The following is a 14,320-nucleotide window of genomic DNA, read 5'->3' as shown; positions in this document are numbered from 1 at the left end:
GGACCGGGTTGGCGAACCGCCGGGCCGGCACGGCCCAACCTCAATCGCGGGTCAGCCCGTAACGCGTGGCGAAGGCGTCCTCGACCTGATCCAGCCGGTCCGTCCACCAGTGCAGCAGCGCCTCGTCGGCGGTGAACAGCTCATCGAAGGAGAGGTCACCGCGGTCGTAGTGGAACTCCAACTGCCAGAAGTCCGTCATCCGCTTCCACCACAGCCGCCGGGCACCGTCCACCAGCGCAGACGACCCCAGTGGCACCACCGACCGATATCCGTCGACGAAGGCAGACACCCGCGCGAGGTCGAACACCCCACCCGCCCCGAACTGCACCTGCGCCGTCCGGGCAACCTCCTCCGCGTACGGACGCACCGCGACCCGGTCCCAGTCCAGGATGGCGGCGAGTTCCCCGCCTTCCCAGAGCAGATTGCGGTACTGCACGTCACCATGCGTCCACCCGTGACCACCCTCAGGCCTCACGGATCGCGGGCGTTGATCGGCGTGCTTGAACACGAGGGTCCGCCGGCGCTCCAGGGCGACAGCGACCTTCTTGTCGAAGTGGCTGTCCGTGCCCTTGTCTCGTATGGCTGCGGACAGCCGCTCGGCCTTCTCCACCGCCCGCTCCGGCGACGTGATCTCCGCGATGATCGTCTCGGGCACCCCGGGCAGCAGCCCTCGACCGCAAGCCCTGCCCAGGCTCAGGTGCAGGCGACCCAGCTCCGCGCCCAGTGCGCCCACCTGGGGCAGGGTGAGATCAACACCCCGGACATGGGACCCGGCCACCCACGGAAACAGACACCAGGCGCCACCGCCGGCCTGGGCCGCCAACGCCCCCGAGATGGTGGGAACGGGAGCACTTACCGGGACGCCTTCGGCGCTGAGGGCAGCCAGCACGCCGAGATTGCGCTGCAACCGCTCCAGCGAGACATCCGTGACCCGTTTCAAAGCGAACCGACCGACCGGGGTGTCCAGCCTCCAGTTCGCGTTCATCAGCCCGCCAGCGAGATAGCGGCGCTCCCGCACCTCTCCGAGACCGAAGGCATCGATCAATTCACCGAGCACGCTCTCGGCGATATCGCTTCGGGCCGCCGCGGTGGCATCGATCACCCCACGGACATACGCGAGCCCACCCCGCCCGAGCACAACGATCACCGACCGCCTGCCTCTCGCCCTGGCACCCACCCCGTCCTCAACGACGCGCACCCCAACCGCATACGTGGCAGCTCGGCCAGGCGGGCACTCCGATCCACGGAGAACCCACCATTGGTGCCGGAGTCCGTCACACGAGGCGCCTCGGCGGTGGTGGAGTGTCGATGCGCGCCGCCGCCGGAGGTCCCCCCTCCCCCGTGCCAGAGGTGCGGGCCCCGCCTCAACCCCCTGGTCACGAGGGTCGGTGAGCTATGTTGAGTGATCGTGGCAGACAAAGGAGGCCGACCGGTGCCCTCGCCGCAGCAGGCACGCGCACAGGCGTCAGCGATCACGTCGGGCCGGACCGCGCCCGGGACCGAGGCCGCCCCGACCTCCCGGCTGCGGGAACTGTTCGACGGGCCGCGGCTGTCGCCGGGGCAGCGGCGGATCGCCCAGTACCTGATCGAGCACCTCACCGAGGCCGCCTTCCTGTCGATCACCGAGCTGGCCGACCGGGCCGGGGTCAGCCAGCCCTCCGTCACCCGCTTCGCCGCCGCCGTCGGCTTCAGCGGCTACCCCGCGCTGCGGGAACGGCTCCAGTCGATCGCGCTGAGCAGCCTCGCGGGCGGGCCGGGCGAGGAGGACCGGGCCAATGAACTCCAGGCGGCCGTGGACGCCGAGATCGCGAACCTGGAGAACCTGCGGCGCGACTTCGCCGACCCCGACCGGGTCATCCGGGTCGGCCGCGAGCTGTCCCGCTCCACCCCGCTGACCGTCCTGGGACTGCGCATCTCGGTGTCGCTCGCGGAGTACTTCGGCTACGCCGCCCGCCGCATCCACCCGGACGTGCGGCTGGTGACCCGTGGCGGCAGCGTGGCCTACGACGCGCTGTCGCAGGCCCGGGAGGCGGGCGGCACCTGGGTGCTGGCCTTCGCCATGCCCCGGCACTCCCAGGAGACGCTGCAAGCCGTCCGGGTGGCGCGCGACGCGGGCCTGAAGGTCGCCCTGGTGACGGACCTGGCGCTGGGCCCGCTGGCCGACGAGGCCGACGTCACCTTCGCCACCGGTACCGGTTCACGGCTGGTGTTCGACTCCTATGCCGCGCCCGGGGTGCTGGCGGCGGCATTGCTCCAGGCCATGACGGACGCCGATCCGGAGCGCACCCAGGCCCGGCTGGAGAAGTACGAGCAGCTGTCGGAACAGCACCAGTTCTTCCTACGGGACTGACCGGGCCGTCGAGCGGCCGTTGCTTCCGTTCGCGGTGGGCGGTCGTGAAGATCTTGCGGGCATCGACCGGTGGGACGGGGATGATTCGCCGCATAAGGAGCATGAATGTTTTCATGCGTCTTGCCAAGTCCTCCGCATATATAAATACTGCTCCGCGGGCTCACCGCCCGCACACCGCCCCGAGAGAGCCGACGGACCTCCCATGCGCACGCACCCCCGCACGCAGCGCCGGTCCCCCGCGCCCGGGGATCCCGCGCGGACACTCCCAGCCGCCGTCCCCTTCCCACGTCGGCGCCCGGGGTGTGCCGGGGTGCGCCGTCTGCGCGACGCGCCCGTGGCGGCCCCGGTCATCCCCTAGGCCGGGGCCGCCCCGTCCCCGTCGCCCACCCTCCCGACGCCGTCCACCGGAAGCGATGATCATGCCCATGACCAGCACGCGCATCAGTCCCGACTGGCCCTGCCAGGTCAAGACGCCGGGCAGCTACGACTGGGAGCGCTCGGCGGCCAAGTGGTTGCGCGAGCTGATCCCCGCGCGCTACGCCAGCTATCCGGCACTCATCCGGCACCCGGTCCTGCTCGCCCGGCACGCGCAACTCCAGGTGCAGCAGGAGATCCGGGTGGCCCGGATCGCCCTGCAGACGGCGCGGACCGAGCTGCCGGTGCTCGGACTGCCCGAATCGGTGATCGAACACACGATCAAGCTGTACGCCGCCGAGGTGCTCCAGCTCCAGCACATCGCACGCAGCGTCCGCGCGGTCAGCGCGGCCCTGGCCACCCGCGGCACCGCCCGCTGACCCCGGGGCCCGGGCCTTCCGGACGGCTCGTACGACGGTCACGGGAACCGGGGCCCGGCAGACGAGTGATCCCACCGGCCGAGGTGTGCGATGCTCATCGCGTGACGAGCGAGCCTTTGCTTCCGGGCGACCCCGCCACCGGTCCCGAGCCCGCGGCGCCGGCGGAGGTCCTGGCCCGGCAGCGCGCCGAGCTGGAACGGCTCCGGGACCAGGCCGCCACCGCGGCCATCCTGGAGCGGGCCAAGGGCGCGCTGATGGCCGTCACCGGCTGTGCCCCGGACGCCGCTCACGAGGAACTGCTCCAGCGGGCCAAGGACGGCGACCGCTCGCTGCTGGAACAGTGCTGGCTCACCCTCGGCGCGCTCCCGCCGCCCAGGGAAAGCCCCGCGCACCCGGCGACCCCGCCCCCGTCCGCCGGTGCCTGTGCCGATGCCGATGCCGATGCCGATGCCGGCAAGAGTGTGCCCGTGGTCACCGGCGATGTCGCGGAGGTGCTGGCGGACCTCGGCCGGGCCCTGGTCCGGGTCGGCTCGCCGCACGAGCTGGCCGGCTGTCTGCTGGACCGGCTCGCGCCCGAGGTGGCCGCCGACGCCGTCCTGCTGTACGAGCGGCCGCCCGAGGACGGGCTCGCCCTGATCGGCCACGCCGGCATCGAGCCCGCCCTCGCCGCCCAGTGGCGGCACGTCCCTCCGGTGACCGGCCTGCCCGCGCTGGCGGTGCTGCGGTCCGGGCAGCCGCGCTGGCTGGAGCGGCCCGCCGAGGACGGGGCGCACTACCTGCTCATCGGGCAGCCGCCGGGGCGGTGGCCGTCCCGGGCCTGGCTGCCCGTGCCGGAGGGCGACACCGCGCGCGTCGCCCTGGGAGTGCTGCGCCGGCGCGACGCGCCGTTCGCGCCGCGCGAGCGGGAGCTGCTGCGCGCCGTGGCCCGGCTGTGCGCGGGCCGGCTGCGCGCCTTCGACAGCCCGCGCGACCCGGCGGCCGGGGACATCGCGCAGACCGTACAGGCGGTGTTCGACGCGCTGCCGGGCCCGGCGGTGCTGCTGACACCACTGCGTACGGCCCGCGGCGAGGTGAAGGACTACCGGATCGCCGCCGCCACCCCGGAGGCGGCCGACGTGTTCGGCCGCGCCGGCCGGGACATGGTCGGCAGGCACCTCCTGGAGAGCTACCCGCTGGTCGCGGGCGCTCCGCTGTGGCGGGGCTGTCTGCGGGCGCTGGAGACCGGGGTGCCCTACGAGACCGAGCCGTTCGCCTATCAGGACGCGGACGGCCCGGCGCCCGCGTCCGCCACCTACACGGTGCGGGCGGCGCCGCTGGGCGAGGGCCTGGTGGTGACCTGGCTGCGCTACGACCCGGTGGACCGGCAGGAACAGCGGCTGGCCGACGTACAGCGGCTGGGCAACCTCGGCTGGGCCAACTGGAACCTGCTCACCGGCGAGATCTCCTGGGCCGCGCAGACCTACACCGTGCTCGGCCGGCCCGCCGACCGTCCGCCGCTGCCGCTGGAGCGGCTGCCCGACCTGGCCCAGCCGGAGGACACCCGGCCGCTGGCCCGGGCGATCGCCGACCTCGTCTCGCGCGGGCGCCCCCTCGATGTGCCGTTCCGGACCCGGACGGCCGCGGGCGTCCGGCACCTGCGGATGGTCGCGGAGGCGGTCACGGCGCCCGACGGCTCCCCGGTGGAGGTGCACGGATTCGTCCAGGACCTGACCGCCCAGCGCAGCGCGGAACTCGCACTGGTGGAGAGCGAGCGCGTGATGCTGCTCCAGCGCGGCGTCCTGCAGGCCGAACGCGCCCTGGCGGCCCGGCTCCAGCACGCCCTGCTGCCGCTGCCCAGCAAGCCGGTGCGGCTGGCCGGGCTGCGCGTCGAGGTCGCCTATCTGCCCGCGCAGGCCGGCATCCACGTCGGCGGCGACTGGTTCAGCGCCATCGAACTGCCCGACTGCGACGCGCTGTTCGTGGTCGGCGACGTGGCGGGGCACGGCATCGACGCCGTCGCCACCATGGCCCAGCTCCGGTTCACCGCCAAGGGCATGGTCAGCACCGGCTCCTCGCTCACCGGGGCGCTGGCGCGGCTCAACCAGCTGCTGCTGCACTCCCGCGACGGCCAGATCACCGCCACCATGGTCCTGGCCCGCTACGACCCCGACCGGCAGGTGCTGGCCTGGGCCCAGGCCGGGCACCCGCCGCCGCTGCTGGTGCGCCGGGGCGAGGTGCGCTTCCTCGACCGCCCCGGCGGCATGCTGCTCGGCGCGACGGGCGCCCCCGTCTACGAATCGCTGGAGTTGCGGCTGGAACCCGGTGACCGGCTGCTGCTGTACACGGACGGGCTGGTCGAGCGCCCCGGCGAGGGGCTCGACGCGGGCTTCGCCCGGCTGGCCGAAGCGGTGCGGGCGCACGGCCGCGGCGAGTCCGGTTCGCTGGACGCGCTGCTCGCGGCGATGCTCGCGGACGAACGGCGGGACGACGTGTGCGTGCTGGACATCCGGATGCCGCTGGAAGAGGTGCAGGACGCGGTGGCGACTCCTCGGGAGACGGACACCTAGATCCCGTCCGGCGGCCGGAACCGGCCGCCCGCTCAGGCGGGGTGGCCCGCCTCGATGGCGGCGGCGTCGGAGAGCCGCAGCAGCGGTCCGGGCTCTCCCTCGCCCCACCGGAGGGGTTCGAGCACATGGCCGACGTGGTCGCCGCCGTCGACGCGGTGCACGACGGCACCGGCGAACCAGGCCGCCACCGCGTCCAGCACGACGGTGCCGGCGGGCCCCTCCCGCCAGGCGAGCCCCGCGAACTTGTCCACCTCGTCGCCGGTCAGGCCGCCGAAGTGTGCCGCGAGGTCCCGCTGGTCGCGGGTGAGCAGATGGACGGCGAGGTGCCGCGCGGCGCGGGCGACCCGGTAGGTGTGGTTGGCCTTGGACAGCCACACGACGAACCGGGGCGGCCGGATGGAGCACTGCGAGGCGAAGCCGACCAGGCACCCGGCCCGCTCGCCGCCCGCCACCGCGGTGACCACGCACATGTCGGGGTCCAGCCGGTCGAAGAAGCCGTCGAGGTCCTCCGCGCGCGCCATCCGCTCACCGCCGGCCCGCGCGCCGTCCGCGTGCCCGCCACCGTTCTCGTCGTTCATGTGCTCCGCTCCCGTCAGCCGCCGCCCGGTCCGGCCCGCCCGGCCGGTGGGGTGTGGCTCCTGCTCCGGTGTGCCCCGCATGCCGTTCCCGAATCGTCGCCGAATCCGGTGCGCGGCTCCAGTGGGCGACGCGTGTCGTCCCCGGGCGCGGCCGCCCCCGTGCCAAAAGTGCCATCATGACGTCTCACCGGTCCCGCCCCTGGTCACGCCGTGCCTTCCTGGCCACCGGCTCCGGCACCGCCGCCGTACTGGGCCTCGGCACCAGCTGGGCGCTCACCACCGGAGGAGTTCCCGGCGCTCCGGGCGAGATGGCGCGGCCTGATCCTCGGCGAGGGTTTCGACCCCGCCGCCGAGCCCTTCCGGCCCCGGCTCGCCGACTGGGCGGCACGACTGCCCGGTACCTCGCCACCATGGCCCCGGCCGCCGGGTCCCGCTGGCCCGACCTGGTGTACGCGGACGGGCAGCCGGGCACGGACCGGGCGTCGTACGACCGCTCGTCCCGCCTGGACACCAGTTACGCGCGGCTGAGCACGCTCGGGCAGTCCTGCTGCTGGCCGGGCACCGGCCTGACCGGCGACCCGCGGGTGCGCGACGCGCTCCTGACCGGGCTCGGCCATCCCCACGACGACGTCTACCACGCCGGGCAGGCCCGGTACGGCAACTGGTACGACTGACGGCGCCGCCGGGGAGACGACGGTGGGCAACCGCAACCTCGGTGCCGCGGGCGACGGTACGGGCGCTGCGCGAGGCCCGCGACGGCAGCTGGAGCCTGATCGACAGGGCGGTGCGACGGCCGCCCTGACCCGTAGCTATCCGACCCTGTACGTCGACCACGGCACCGACCCGACGGGCGCCTCGTACGCCTACTATGTGCTGCTGCCGGGTGCGACGGCCGAGGCCACCCGGGCGCGGGCGGCGGACACCGGGTGGCTGAGCGTGCTCGCCAACTCGGACCGCTGGCAGGGTGTTTCGTTGCCGTCGGCGGGGTTCACCGGGGTGAACTTCTGGTCCGCCGGCTCGGCCGGCGCGCTCACCGCGAGCGATCCGTGCTGCGTGGTGGTCCGCGAGAAGCCCGACGGCACGGCGGTGGTCGTGGTGAGCGACCCGGTGCGCATGCGCACCGGTTTGACGGTGACCTGGCGGCGGGCGGTCACCGCGGTGCTGTCCGCGCCGGCCACCCTCGCCTCCTCGGCCACCGGGACCGGGCTGACGCTGACGTTCGGGGATCTGTCCGGCACGGCGGGGGCCGGGCAGCCGGTCACCGTCGGGCCGGGCCGGCCTCCGCACGCGTGAACCGGCTCAGGGACGCCGTGAACGCGGCGACGAAGCCGTCCCGGTCCCGCTCCGGCAGCGCGTCCAGGGACAGGTAAGGGTTCAGGTCCTCCAGTTCCACCAGCAGCAGGGTGCCGTCGGGCGCGCGGCAGGCGTCGACGCGCTGGATGCCGCAGCCGAGGGAGTTCCAGTCGATGAACCGGCGGGTGAACTCCAGGTCGGCGTCGGTGGCCGGGTACGGCTTCAGCTCCCAGCGGCGCGCGGGATCGGGGGCGTACAGGGCGTACTGGAACTCGTCGTCGACGAAGTAGAAGGACACCTCGTAGGCGAAGTCGACGCAGGGCTGGATCAGGACGCCGCCGGTGGCGAGCGCGCGCAGTTCCTCGGCGGGGACGATCCGCAGGCCGAGGGAGTCGGCCCCCAGCTTCGGCTTGACCACGTACCGTTCGGCGGCCGGCAGCAGGGGCAGGTCCTCGGCGCGGTCGACGGTCGGGATCACGGGGTAGCCGGCGGCGGTCAGGTCGAGCAGGTACTGCTTGCCGGCCATGTCCGCCTTCCCGGTGAGCGGGTTGTACACGCGGGTGCCGGCGGCGAGCGCCCGGGCGCGGAAGGCGTCGTACTCCCGCTGGTGGCCGAGGACGGGCCCGCTGTTGCGCACCACGACGGCGTCGAAGCCGTCCATCAGGGCGGCGGCTTCCAGCGGGTGACACAGGGCCAGGTCGAAGTGCGCGCGCAGCCGGGAGGTCAGGTGGATGTCCTCGTCGCAGTAGCGGCGCCCGCGGGCCTGGTACGCCAGGTCGGTGACGTAGAGCAGGCGAGGGCGAGCGGCGGGCATGGGGGTCTCCTCTGGAGGGTGTGCGAGGCCGGTGGCGGCAGGGGATGGGGAAAGGCTACGCGCCGGGTGCCGCCTCCTTCGTCCGCCCCTGGGAAGGGCAGGCGCGATACTCAGTACCCTCCGAGCGAACAAAGGCTGCACTGAGTGCCAGAAGATCCGTCCGGGTGTTACGTTCCCGTCCATGAGCTCCAGCAGCGCGGTGCCGGCCGCGAAGCCGCCGATCCGGGACGCCCTGGTGGCGGCGGCCTTCCGGCTCTTTTTGGAACGCGGTTACGAACAGACCACCGTCGACGACATCGTGGCCCTGGCCGGGGTCGGCCGGCGTTCGTTCTTCCGTTACTTCCCCTCCAAGGAGGACGTGGTCTTCCCCGACCACGAGGGCTGCCTGGCCGACATGACCGCCTTCCTCGCGGCGAGCGGTCCGGAGCACGAGCCGGTGCGGCGGGTGTGCGACGCGGCCCGGCTGGTGCTGCGGATGTACGCCGAGAACCCGGCCTTCTCCGTGCAGCGCTACCGCCTCACCCGCCAGGTGCCGGGGCTGCGCGCCTATGAACTGTCGGTGGTGTGGCGCTACGAGCGGGCGCTCGCCGAGTATCTGCGCGGGCGGTTCGCGGGGCGGCCGGACGGGACGCTCCGTGCCGACGTGATCGCGGCGGCGGTGGTCGCCGCGCACAACAACGCCCTGCGCTCCTGGCTGCGGTCGGACGGCGTCGGCGACGCGGGCGCGGCGGTGGACCACGCGCTGGCGTATGTGCACAGGACGTACGCGCGGCCGGCGGACGCCCCGGCCGCCGCGGCCGTGCGCAGCGGCCCGGCCGGCCCCGGCGGCGGGCCCGGTCCGGCCGGGGACGTGGTGGTGCTGGTCTCGCGCCGGGACGCCCCGCTGTGGCGGGTGGTGCAGGAGCTGGAGACGGTCCTCGGCCGCCCCTGACCGCCCCCGGCGGAGCCTGGGAGCGGGCCGAGGGGGCATGCGCTGTGGGCAATTTATGGGTACGCAGTGCCTTTACGAGTGACACTGAGTGCCATACTCTGTCGGCGTGCACGGTGGCACGCCATACCGTGCGCGCGTGTGCCCGGTCCACCCCGGGCACGCGGGTTTCCGGCCGAGCGCAGGGAGTGACCAGCGTGTACCACCACTCAGCAAGCACCTCGGGTCCGGCGGCCGGCTCCGCGACGGGTGTTCTCGACCCCGCCGCCGACTCCCGGGACGCCCTCCTCTTCCAGCGCTGCACCTGGTGCGGCACCGCGATGTACCACCGGCTGCTGTGTCCGGTGTGCCAGGGCAGCGAGCTGCGCACGGAGCGCAGCGAGGGGGTCGGCACGGTCCGCCACTCCAGCGTGGTGCACCGCAACACCCCCGCGGCGCGCAATGTGTCGCTGGTGGAGATGGCCGAGGGGTTCGTCGTCCGGGGCCGGGTCATGGGCCCGCCGGTCGGCATCCACAGCGGCGACCGGGTCCGGCTGTCCACCGCCAAGGACCCGGTGCGTGGTGAGCCGGTCTTCCAGCTGGTGGACGAGCCGTACCGGGCCTGGACCTGACGGCATGTGAACCACCGACCGCCGCGCACAGGCAACCCACGGCCTTCCTCTTCCATCCTCCGGGGGCGAAGGGACGCCCGGCTCCGCCCGGACGTCCGCGATCGGGGTTCGAGGAGGAACAGTGGTCCGTGCCCGGCAGATGGGGGTGTTGGCCGCCGCGTTGCTCGCGGTGGCCGGGGCATCCCCGGGGGTGGCGCTCGCCGGCCCCCAACCACGCGGTGACGAGAGGGCGTTGGCGGCTCGGGACGGCACGCGGCTGCCGCCGGGGTGGCGGCTGACCGACGGCGGTTCGGCGCCGCGGCTGGAGTGGCGGTCCGGCCGGCCGGTGCCGATGGGAGACGCCCGGATCGAATTCCGGGCCGGGGGACGCCTGTTGGGTGTGCCACGGCCGGCGGCGGACGGCCGTACCTTCCGACTCCCGCTCGGCGAACGGGGGTTGACACAGCTGCGCGGCATCCTGCCGGGCTCGCGGCCGGGCGGAGTGGAGGTCTGGTCCGGCGGGCGCCGGCTGGACGCGCGGGAGGCGGGTGAGGCGCGTAAGACACCGGGCGCCGCGCCGGCGATCCAGCCGCCCGCCCCGCTGCCGGCGAACGCCGTGGATCCGGGCAAGCCCGGCGGCTACCGCACCAGGACCGGCGAGTACGCGCTGAACTCGGTGCGGCTGCCCGGCTTCCCGGAGCCGGTGGAGATGCGCGCGGTGGTCGTCGCGCCGGTCGGCGCCTCCGGCACACGGCCCCTCGCGCTGTTCCTGCACGGCCGTCACGTCACGTGTTACAAGGGCTCCGGGGACGTCGGCAGTGACTGGCCCTGCAAGGCGGGCACCCAGCCGATACCGAGCCACCGCGGCTACCTGCGCGACCAGCAACTGCTCGCCTCCCAGGGCTATGTGACCGTGTCCATCGCCGCCAACGGCATCAACGGACAGGACTTCGCGGCCGAGGACGGCGGCGCGCAGGCCCGCTCGTCACTGGTGCGGCTGCACCTGGCCCGCTGGGCCGACTGGGCCGGACACCCCGGGACGGCACCCCGAGCGGTCCGTGAGGCGCCCCGCGCCGACCTGTCGAAGGTGCTGCTGGTCGGACACTCCCGGGGCGGCGAGGGCGTCAACCGGGCCGTGCTGGACAGCATGGTCCCGCCGCCCGCCGACCAGGACGGCTACCACGGGCCGGTGCGCTGGACCGTCCGGGGCACCGTCCTCGTCGGCCCGACCGTCTTCGGTCACAACCCGGTGCCGGACGTGCCGTCGGTGACCATCCTGCCGGGCTGCGACGCCGACGTGTCCGACCTCCAGGGCGAGGTGTACGTCGACGGCACGCGCGCGGTCGGCACCGGCACCGCGCTGCACAGCGCCGTGTATGTGATCGGCGCCAACCACAACTTCTTCAACTCGGAGTGGACGCCGGGCCAGGCCGCGGCGCCGGCCGACGACGACTTCTACGACGAGCCGGGCCACCCCGACCCGGTGTGCGGCAAGCGGGCCGCGACCCGGCTGTCCGCCGACCGGCAGCACCGGGCCGGCAGCACGTACATCGCCGCCGCCGCACGGCTGTTCCTGGCCGGCGACGACCGGGTGCGGCCGCTGCTGGACGGCTCCGGGAAGCGGGCGCCGTCGGCGGACCCGGCACGGGTGCTGAGCCACGCGGTGGGCGGCCGCCGGGCCGGCGGGTTCCTGCCGGACGGCGGGGTGTCGGTGACCGGCGGCAGGCTGTGCGCGGCGGTCGACCCGAGCCCGGCCCGCGGCTGCCTGGCCGCGGACACCAAGGGGGCCTCACCGCACTTCGCCCAGTGGGAGACCGGCCGGGAGGCCGGCCGGCAGGCGGTCGCGCTGCGCTGGACGCGCGCCGGCAGCCCGGCCCGGGTGACGCCGAAGAAGCCGGTGTCGCTGTCGGGTTCGACGGCGCTGGCACTGCGGGTGTTCGTCCCGCCGAACACCCGGGGGACGCGGCTGGACGTGACGCTGACCGACACCTCCGGCAAGAAGGCCAGGCTCGGCAGGGTCTCCCTGGACGGGCTGCCCGGCAGCGAGCGGACCGCCTCCTACTGGGCGCGGGAGGTCCGCGTGCCCCTGACGGCGGCCGGCCGCGCCGGGCTCAAGCTGGGCTCGGTCAAGTCCCTTGAACTGACGTCCCGTTCGGCTTCCGGGCGGGCCTGGCTGATGGACGCGTGGGGCTGGCGGGCCGGGACGCCCGCGGTGCGCGCGGCGGCGCTGCCGCGCGTGGACGTCGGCCGGACGACCGTGGCCGAGGGGGACTCGGGCACGCGCACCTACCGGGTTCCGGTGCGGGTGACGGGCCGGGGCGGCAGCGGCCTGGTCCGGGTGTACGTCGTCGACCCGGTCACCGGGCGGACGACGGACCGGCTGGTGACGGTGCGTCCGGGCGGTCACGAAGCGGAGGTGCCGGTCCAGGTGCGGGGCAACACCCGGTACGGCACCGATGTGTCCCACGATGTGCTGGTCAAGGCGGTCCGCGGCGCGGTCGTCGGCTCCTACCGGGGCGGGCTCACCGTGCGCAACGACGACCCGGCGCCCACGATGACCCTCACCCCGGTCGCCGCGAAGGTGACCGAGGGGCGGCCGCTGAAGTGGCGGGTGACGCTGTCGGAACCGGTGGACGTGGACATGGACGCCTGGTTCGGGGCCGCGCCGGCCACCGCTGCGGAGCTGTCCACCAAGGACGTTCCGGCGTCCTGGCTGCGCGACCAGTCCGGGGAGAAGCCCGACCCCGAGCGGCCGCTGTCCAAGGTGGCCGGGCTCTGGCTGTGGGCGGACATCCCGGCGGGCCGCACGAGCGTGGACCTCACCGTGCCCACGGTCCAGGACCGGGTGCGGGAGCCCACCGAGTCGGTGCGGTTCCGCCTGCTCGATCCGGGCACCGGCGAACCGCGGCCCGGCGGCCTGGAGGCGAAGGGGTCGGTGCTCGACGCGCCGTAGGCCCCGCGGACCCGGTGCTCGGCGCGCCGTAGGCCCCGCGGACCCGGTGCCCGGTGCCGCGTAGGCGGCCGCCGCCCGGGTGGCCCTCACTCGCCGAGGGTCACCCGGATGCCGACCGTGCCGCCCACGCCGCGCCGCAGCCGGCTGCCCAGCAGGGTGAGGCGGCCGATGACGCCGTACTTGCGGGCGATCAGGCTCCGGTAGCGGGCGGTGGTGTCCGCACCGGTGATCTCGGCGGTGGCGGGCAGTTGGTCGCCCGTGGGGTTGCCGCGCCGGTCGCAGGGGCCGACGAGGACATCGCGACGGCGCCGGATCCGCTTGACCTTCCCGCTGTCGCCGGCGGTCCACACGCCGAGGGTGTCCCCGTCCCGGACCACCCAGACCGGGGTGGCGACGGGGGTGCCGTTCCGGCGGTAGCTGGTCAGCAGCAGGTAGGGGCCGGCGCCGAGCCGGGCGAGCCGTGTGGGGTCCATGTCCGCAGTCTCCCGCCTGCCGGGCCCGGGGTCCAGACGGCGAAGATCGGCCGGGGCGCTAGATTGCGTCCCGCACGGTGTTTCCCCGTCGCAGGCCCCCGTCTCCCAGGAGCTGACCCACGTGACCGACATCCCGGCAGCCACCAACGGCGTGGCCGCCTCGCTGCGCGCCCGCATCAACACCGACCAGCCCCACACCGCCCGGATCTGGAACTACTGGCTCGGCGGCAAGGACCACTACGAGGTGGACCGGGAGGCCGGCGACCGGATCCGCCAACTGCACCCGGGCATCGGGGAGTACGCGCGCGCCGACCGGCTCTTCCTGGGCCGCGCGGTGCGTCACCTGGCCGGCGAGGTGGGCATCCGGCAGTTCCTGGACATCGGTACCGGACTGCCCACGGCCGACAACACGCACGAGGTGGCGCAGCGCATCGCGCCGGAGTCCCGGATCGTGTACGTGGACAACGATCCGCTGGTCCTCGCGCACGCGCGCGCCCTGCTGACCAGCACGCCCGAGGGCCGTACCGACTATCTGGACCAGGACCTGCGCAACGTCGACGCGATCGTGGAACACGCGGCGAAGACGCTGGACTTCAGCGAGCCGGTGGCGCTGATCCTGCTCGGCGTGGTCATCTTCATCGGCGACGACGAGGATCCGTACGGCCTGGTACGGCAGTTGACGGACCGGCTGCCGACGGGCAGCCACCTGGTGCTGTCGCACACCATCACCAGCCCCTCGATGCCGGACGTGGACGAGGCGGTGCGGTTCTGGAACGAGCACGGCACCCCGAAGCTCACCCAGCGCACCCCCGCCGACGTGGCCCGGTTCTTCGACGGTCTTCAGCTGCTGGAGCCGGGAGTGGTGTCCTGCTCGCGGTGGCGGCCGGAGCCGGCGGCGGGGCCGGAGCCGGCGGAGGTCGCCATGTTCGGCGGGGTGGCCCGCAAGGGCTGAACCCGGCCGCAGCTGAACACCACCGCGCCGGGCGCCGTATGGAGAAGCG

At 74.2% G+C, this 14,320-nt stretch carries 12 protein-coding genes and 1 pseudogene; 9 read left to right on the top strand and 4 right to left on the bottom strand.

What is annotated here, in order from left to right; genetic code table 11:
- Positions 1-40: 40 nt before the first annotated feature.
- A complete protein-coding gene (locus ABD350_RS16695) occupies positions 41-1,102 on the bottom strand; it encodes a phosphotransferase (RefSeq protein WP_344348893.1) in 1,062 nt (353 codons plus the stop codon).
- Between the two features lie 330 nt (positions 1,103-1,432).
- Between ABD350_RS16695 and ABD350_RS16690 the strand changes: the two genes are divergently transcribed.
- The 3 genes from ABD350_RS16690 to ABD350_RS16680 all read left to right on the top strand — a co-directional run bounded on the left by ABD350_RS16690 (position 1,433) and on the right by ABD350_RS16680 (position 5,690).
- A complete protein-coding gene (locus ABD350_RS16690) occupies positions 1,433-2,350 on the top strand; it encodes a MurR/RpiR family transcriptional regulator (RefSeq protein WP_344348892.1) in 918 nt (305 codons plus the stop codon).
- A gap of 413 nt (positions 2,351-2,763) precedes the next feature.
- Positions 2,764-3,144 (top strand): hypothetical protein, encoded by a 381-nt coding sequence (locus ABD350_RS16685; protein WP_344348891.1) that lies wholly within the window; start codon positions 2,764-2,766, stop codon positions 3,142-3,144.
- A gap of 101 nt (positions 3,145-3,245) precedes the next feature.
- Positions 3,246-5,690 (top strand): SpoIIE family protein phosphatase, encoded by a 2,445-nt coding sequence (locus ABD350_RS16680; protein WP_344348890.1) that lies wholly within the window; start codon positions 3,246-3,248, stop codon positions 5,688-5,690.
- A gap of 32 nt (positions 5,691-5,722) precedes the next feature.
- Here the strand turns inward: ABD350_RS16680 and ABD350_RS16675 are convergent, their stop codons facing one another.
- The gene (locus tag ABD350_RS16675) at positions 5,723-6,211 is read right to left on the bottom strand and encodes a flavin reductase family protein (protein ID WP_344348925.1); all 489 of its coding nucleotides are present in this window, start codon (positions 6,209-6,211) and stop codon (positions 5,723-5,725) included.
- A gap of 233 nt (positions 6,212-6,444) precedes the next feature.
- Between ABD350_RS16675 and ABD350_RS16670 the strand changes: the two genes are divergently transcribed.
- Positions 6,445-6,942 (top strand): hypothetical protein, encoded by a 498-nt coding sequence (locus tag ABD350_RS16670; RefSeq protein WP_344348889.1) that lies wholly within the window; start codon positions 6,445-6,447, stop codon positions 6,940-6,942.
- Between the two features lie 50 nt (positions 6,943-6,992).
- Positions 6,993-7,561, top strand: a pseudogene (locus ABD350_RS16665) (polysaccharide lyase beta-sandwich domain-containing protein); the annotation flags it as partial.
- Here the strand turns inward: ABD350_RS16665 and ABD350_RS16660 are convergent.
- Entirely contained in the window at positions 7,527-8,375 is an 849-nt protein-coding gene (locus ABD350_RS16660) for an ATP-grasp domain-containing protein (RefSeq protein WP_344348887.1), read from the bottom strand. The pseudogene ABD350_RS16665 and the gene ABD350_RS16660 overlap by 35 nt on opposite strands.
- 181 nt (positions 8,376-8,556) lie before the next feature.
- On the opposite strand from ABD350_RS16660, the gene ABD350_RS16655 reads away from it, so the two are divergent.
- From ABD350_RS16655 to ABD350_RS16645, 3 genes are all read left to right on the top strand, one after another.
- Entirely contained in the window at positions 8,557-9,306 is a 750-nt protein-coding gene (locus ABD350_RS16655; RefSeq protein ID WP_344348886.1) for a TetR family transcriptional regulator, read from the top strand.
- Positions 9,307-9,500: 194 nt separating this feature from the next.
- On the top strand, positions 9,501-9,914 hold the full coding sequence (locus ABD350_RS16650; protein ID WP_189988881.1) for a Zn-ribbon domain-containing OB-fold protein: 414 nt from the start codon (positions 9,501-9,503) through the stop codon (positions 9,912-9,914).
- 139 nt (positions 9,915-10,053) lie between these two features.
- Positions 10,054-12,846: an alpha/beta hydrolase gene (locus ABD350_RS16645; protein WP_382466778.1), complete on the top strand. Its 2,793-nt coding sequence runs from the start codon at positions 10,054-10,056 to the stop codon at positions 12,844-12,846.
- Between the two features lie 86 nt (positions 12,847-12,932).
- On the opposite strand, the gene ABD350_RS16640 is transcribed toward ABD350_RS16645, so the two are convergent.
- A complete protein-coding gene (locus ABD350_RS16640; protein ID WP_344348883.1) occupies positions 12,933-13,319 on the bottom strand; it encodes a PPOX class F420-dependent oxidoreductase in 387 nt (128 codons plus the stop codon).
- A gap of 121 nt (positions 13,320-13,440) precedes the next feature.
- On the opposite strand from ABD350_RS16640, the gene ABD350_RS16635 reads away from it, so the two are divergent.
- Positions 13,441-14,271 carry an SAM-dependent methyltransferase gene (locus ABD350_RS16635; protein WP_344348882.1) on the top strand — a complete coding sequence of 277 codons (831 nt, stop codon included), beginning with the start codon at positions 13,441-13,443 and terminating at the stop codon, positions 14,269-14,271.
- Positions 14,272-14,320 lie beyond the last annotated feature (49 nt).

The sequence above is a fragment of the Streptomyces nogalater genome (genome assembly GCF_039532885.1).
In the GTDB taxonomy this organism is placed as follows: Bacteria; Actinomycetota; Actinomycetes; order Streptomycetales; family Streptomycetaceae; genus Streptomyces; species Streptomyces nogalater.
This window is presented reverse-complemented; position numbering and strand designations above follow the sequence as displayed.

What these genes read in the sequence shown, in the direction of transcription:
- ABD350_RS16675 (WP_344348925.1), bottom strand. Translation starts at nt 6,211, where the DNA reads ATGGCGCGCGCGGAGGACCTCGACGGCTTCTTCGACCGGCTGGACCCC.
- ABD350_RS16685 (WP_344348891.1), top strand. Translation starts at nt 2,764, where the DNA reads ATGATCATGCCCATGACCAGCACGCGCATCAGTCCCGACTGGCCCTGC.
- ABD350_RS16660 (WP_344348887.1), bottom strand. Translation starts at nt 8,375, where the DNA reads ATGCCCGCCGCTCGCCCTCGCCTGCTCTACGTCACCGACCTGGCGTAC.
- ABD350_RS16640 (WP_344348883.1), bottom strand. Translation starts at nt 13,319, where the DNA reads ATGGACCCCACACGGCTCGCCCGGCTCGGCGCCGGCCCCTACCTGCTG.
- ABD350_RS16645 (WP_382466778.1), top strand. Translation starts at nt 10,054, where the DNA reads ATGGGGGTGTTGGCCGCCGCGTTGCTCGCGGTGGCCGGGGCATCCCCG.
- ABD350_RS16655 (WP_344348886.1), top strand. Translation starts at nt 8,557, where the DNA reads ATGAGCTCCAGCAGCGCGGTGCCGGCCGCGAAGCCGCCGATCCGGGAC.
- ABD350_RS16670 (WP_344348889.1), top strand. Translation starts at nt 6,445, where the DNA reads ATGACGTCTCACCGGTCCCGCCCCTGGTCACGCCGTGCCTTCCTGGCC.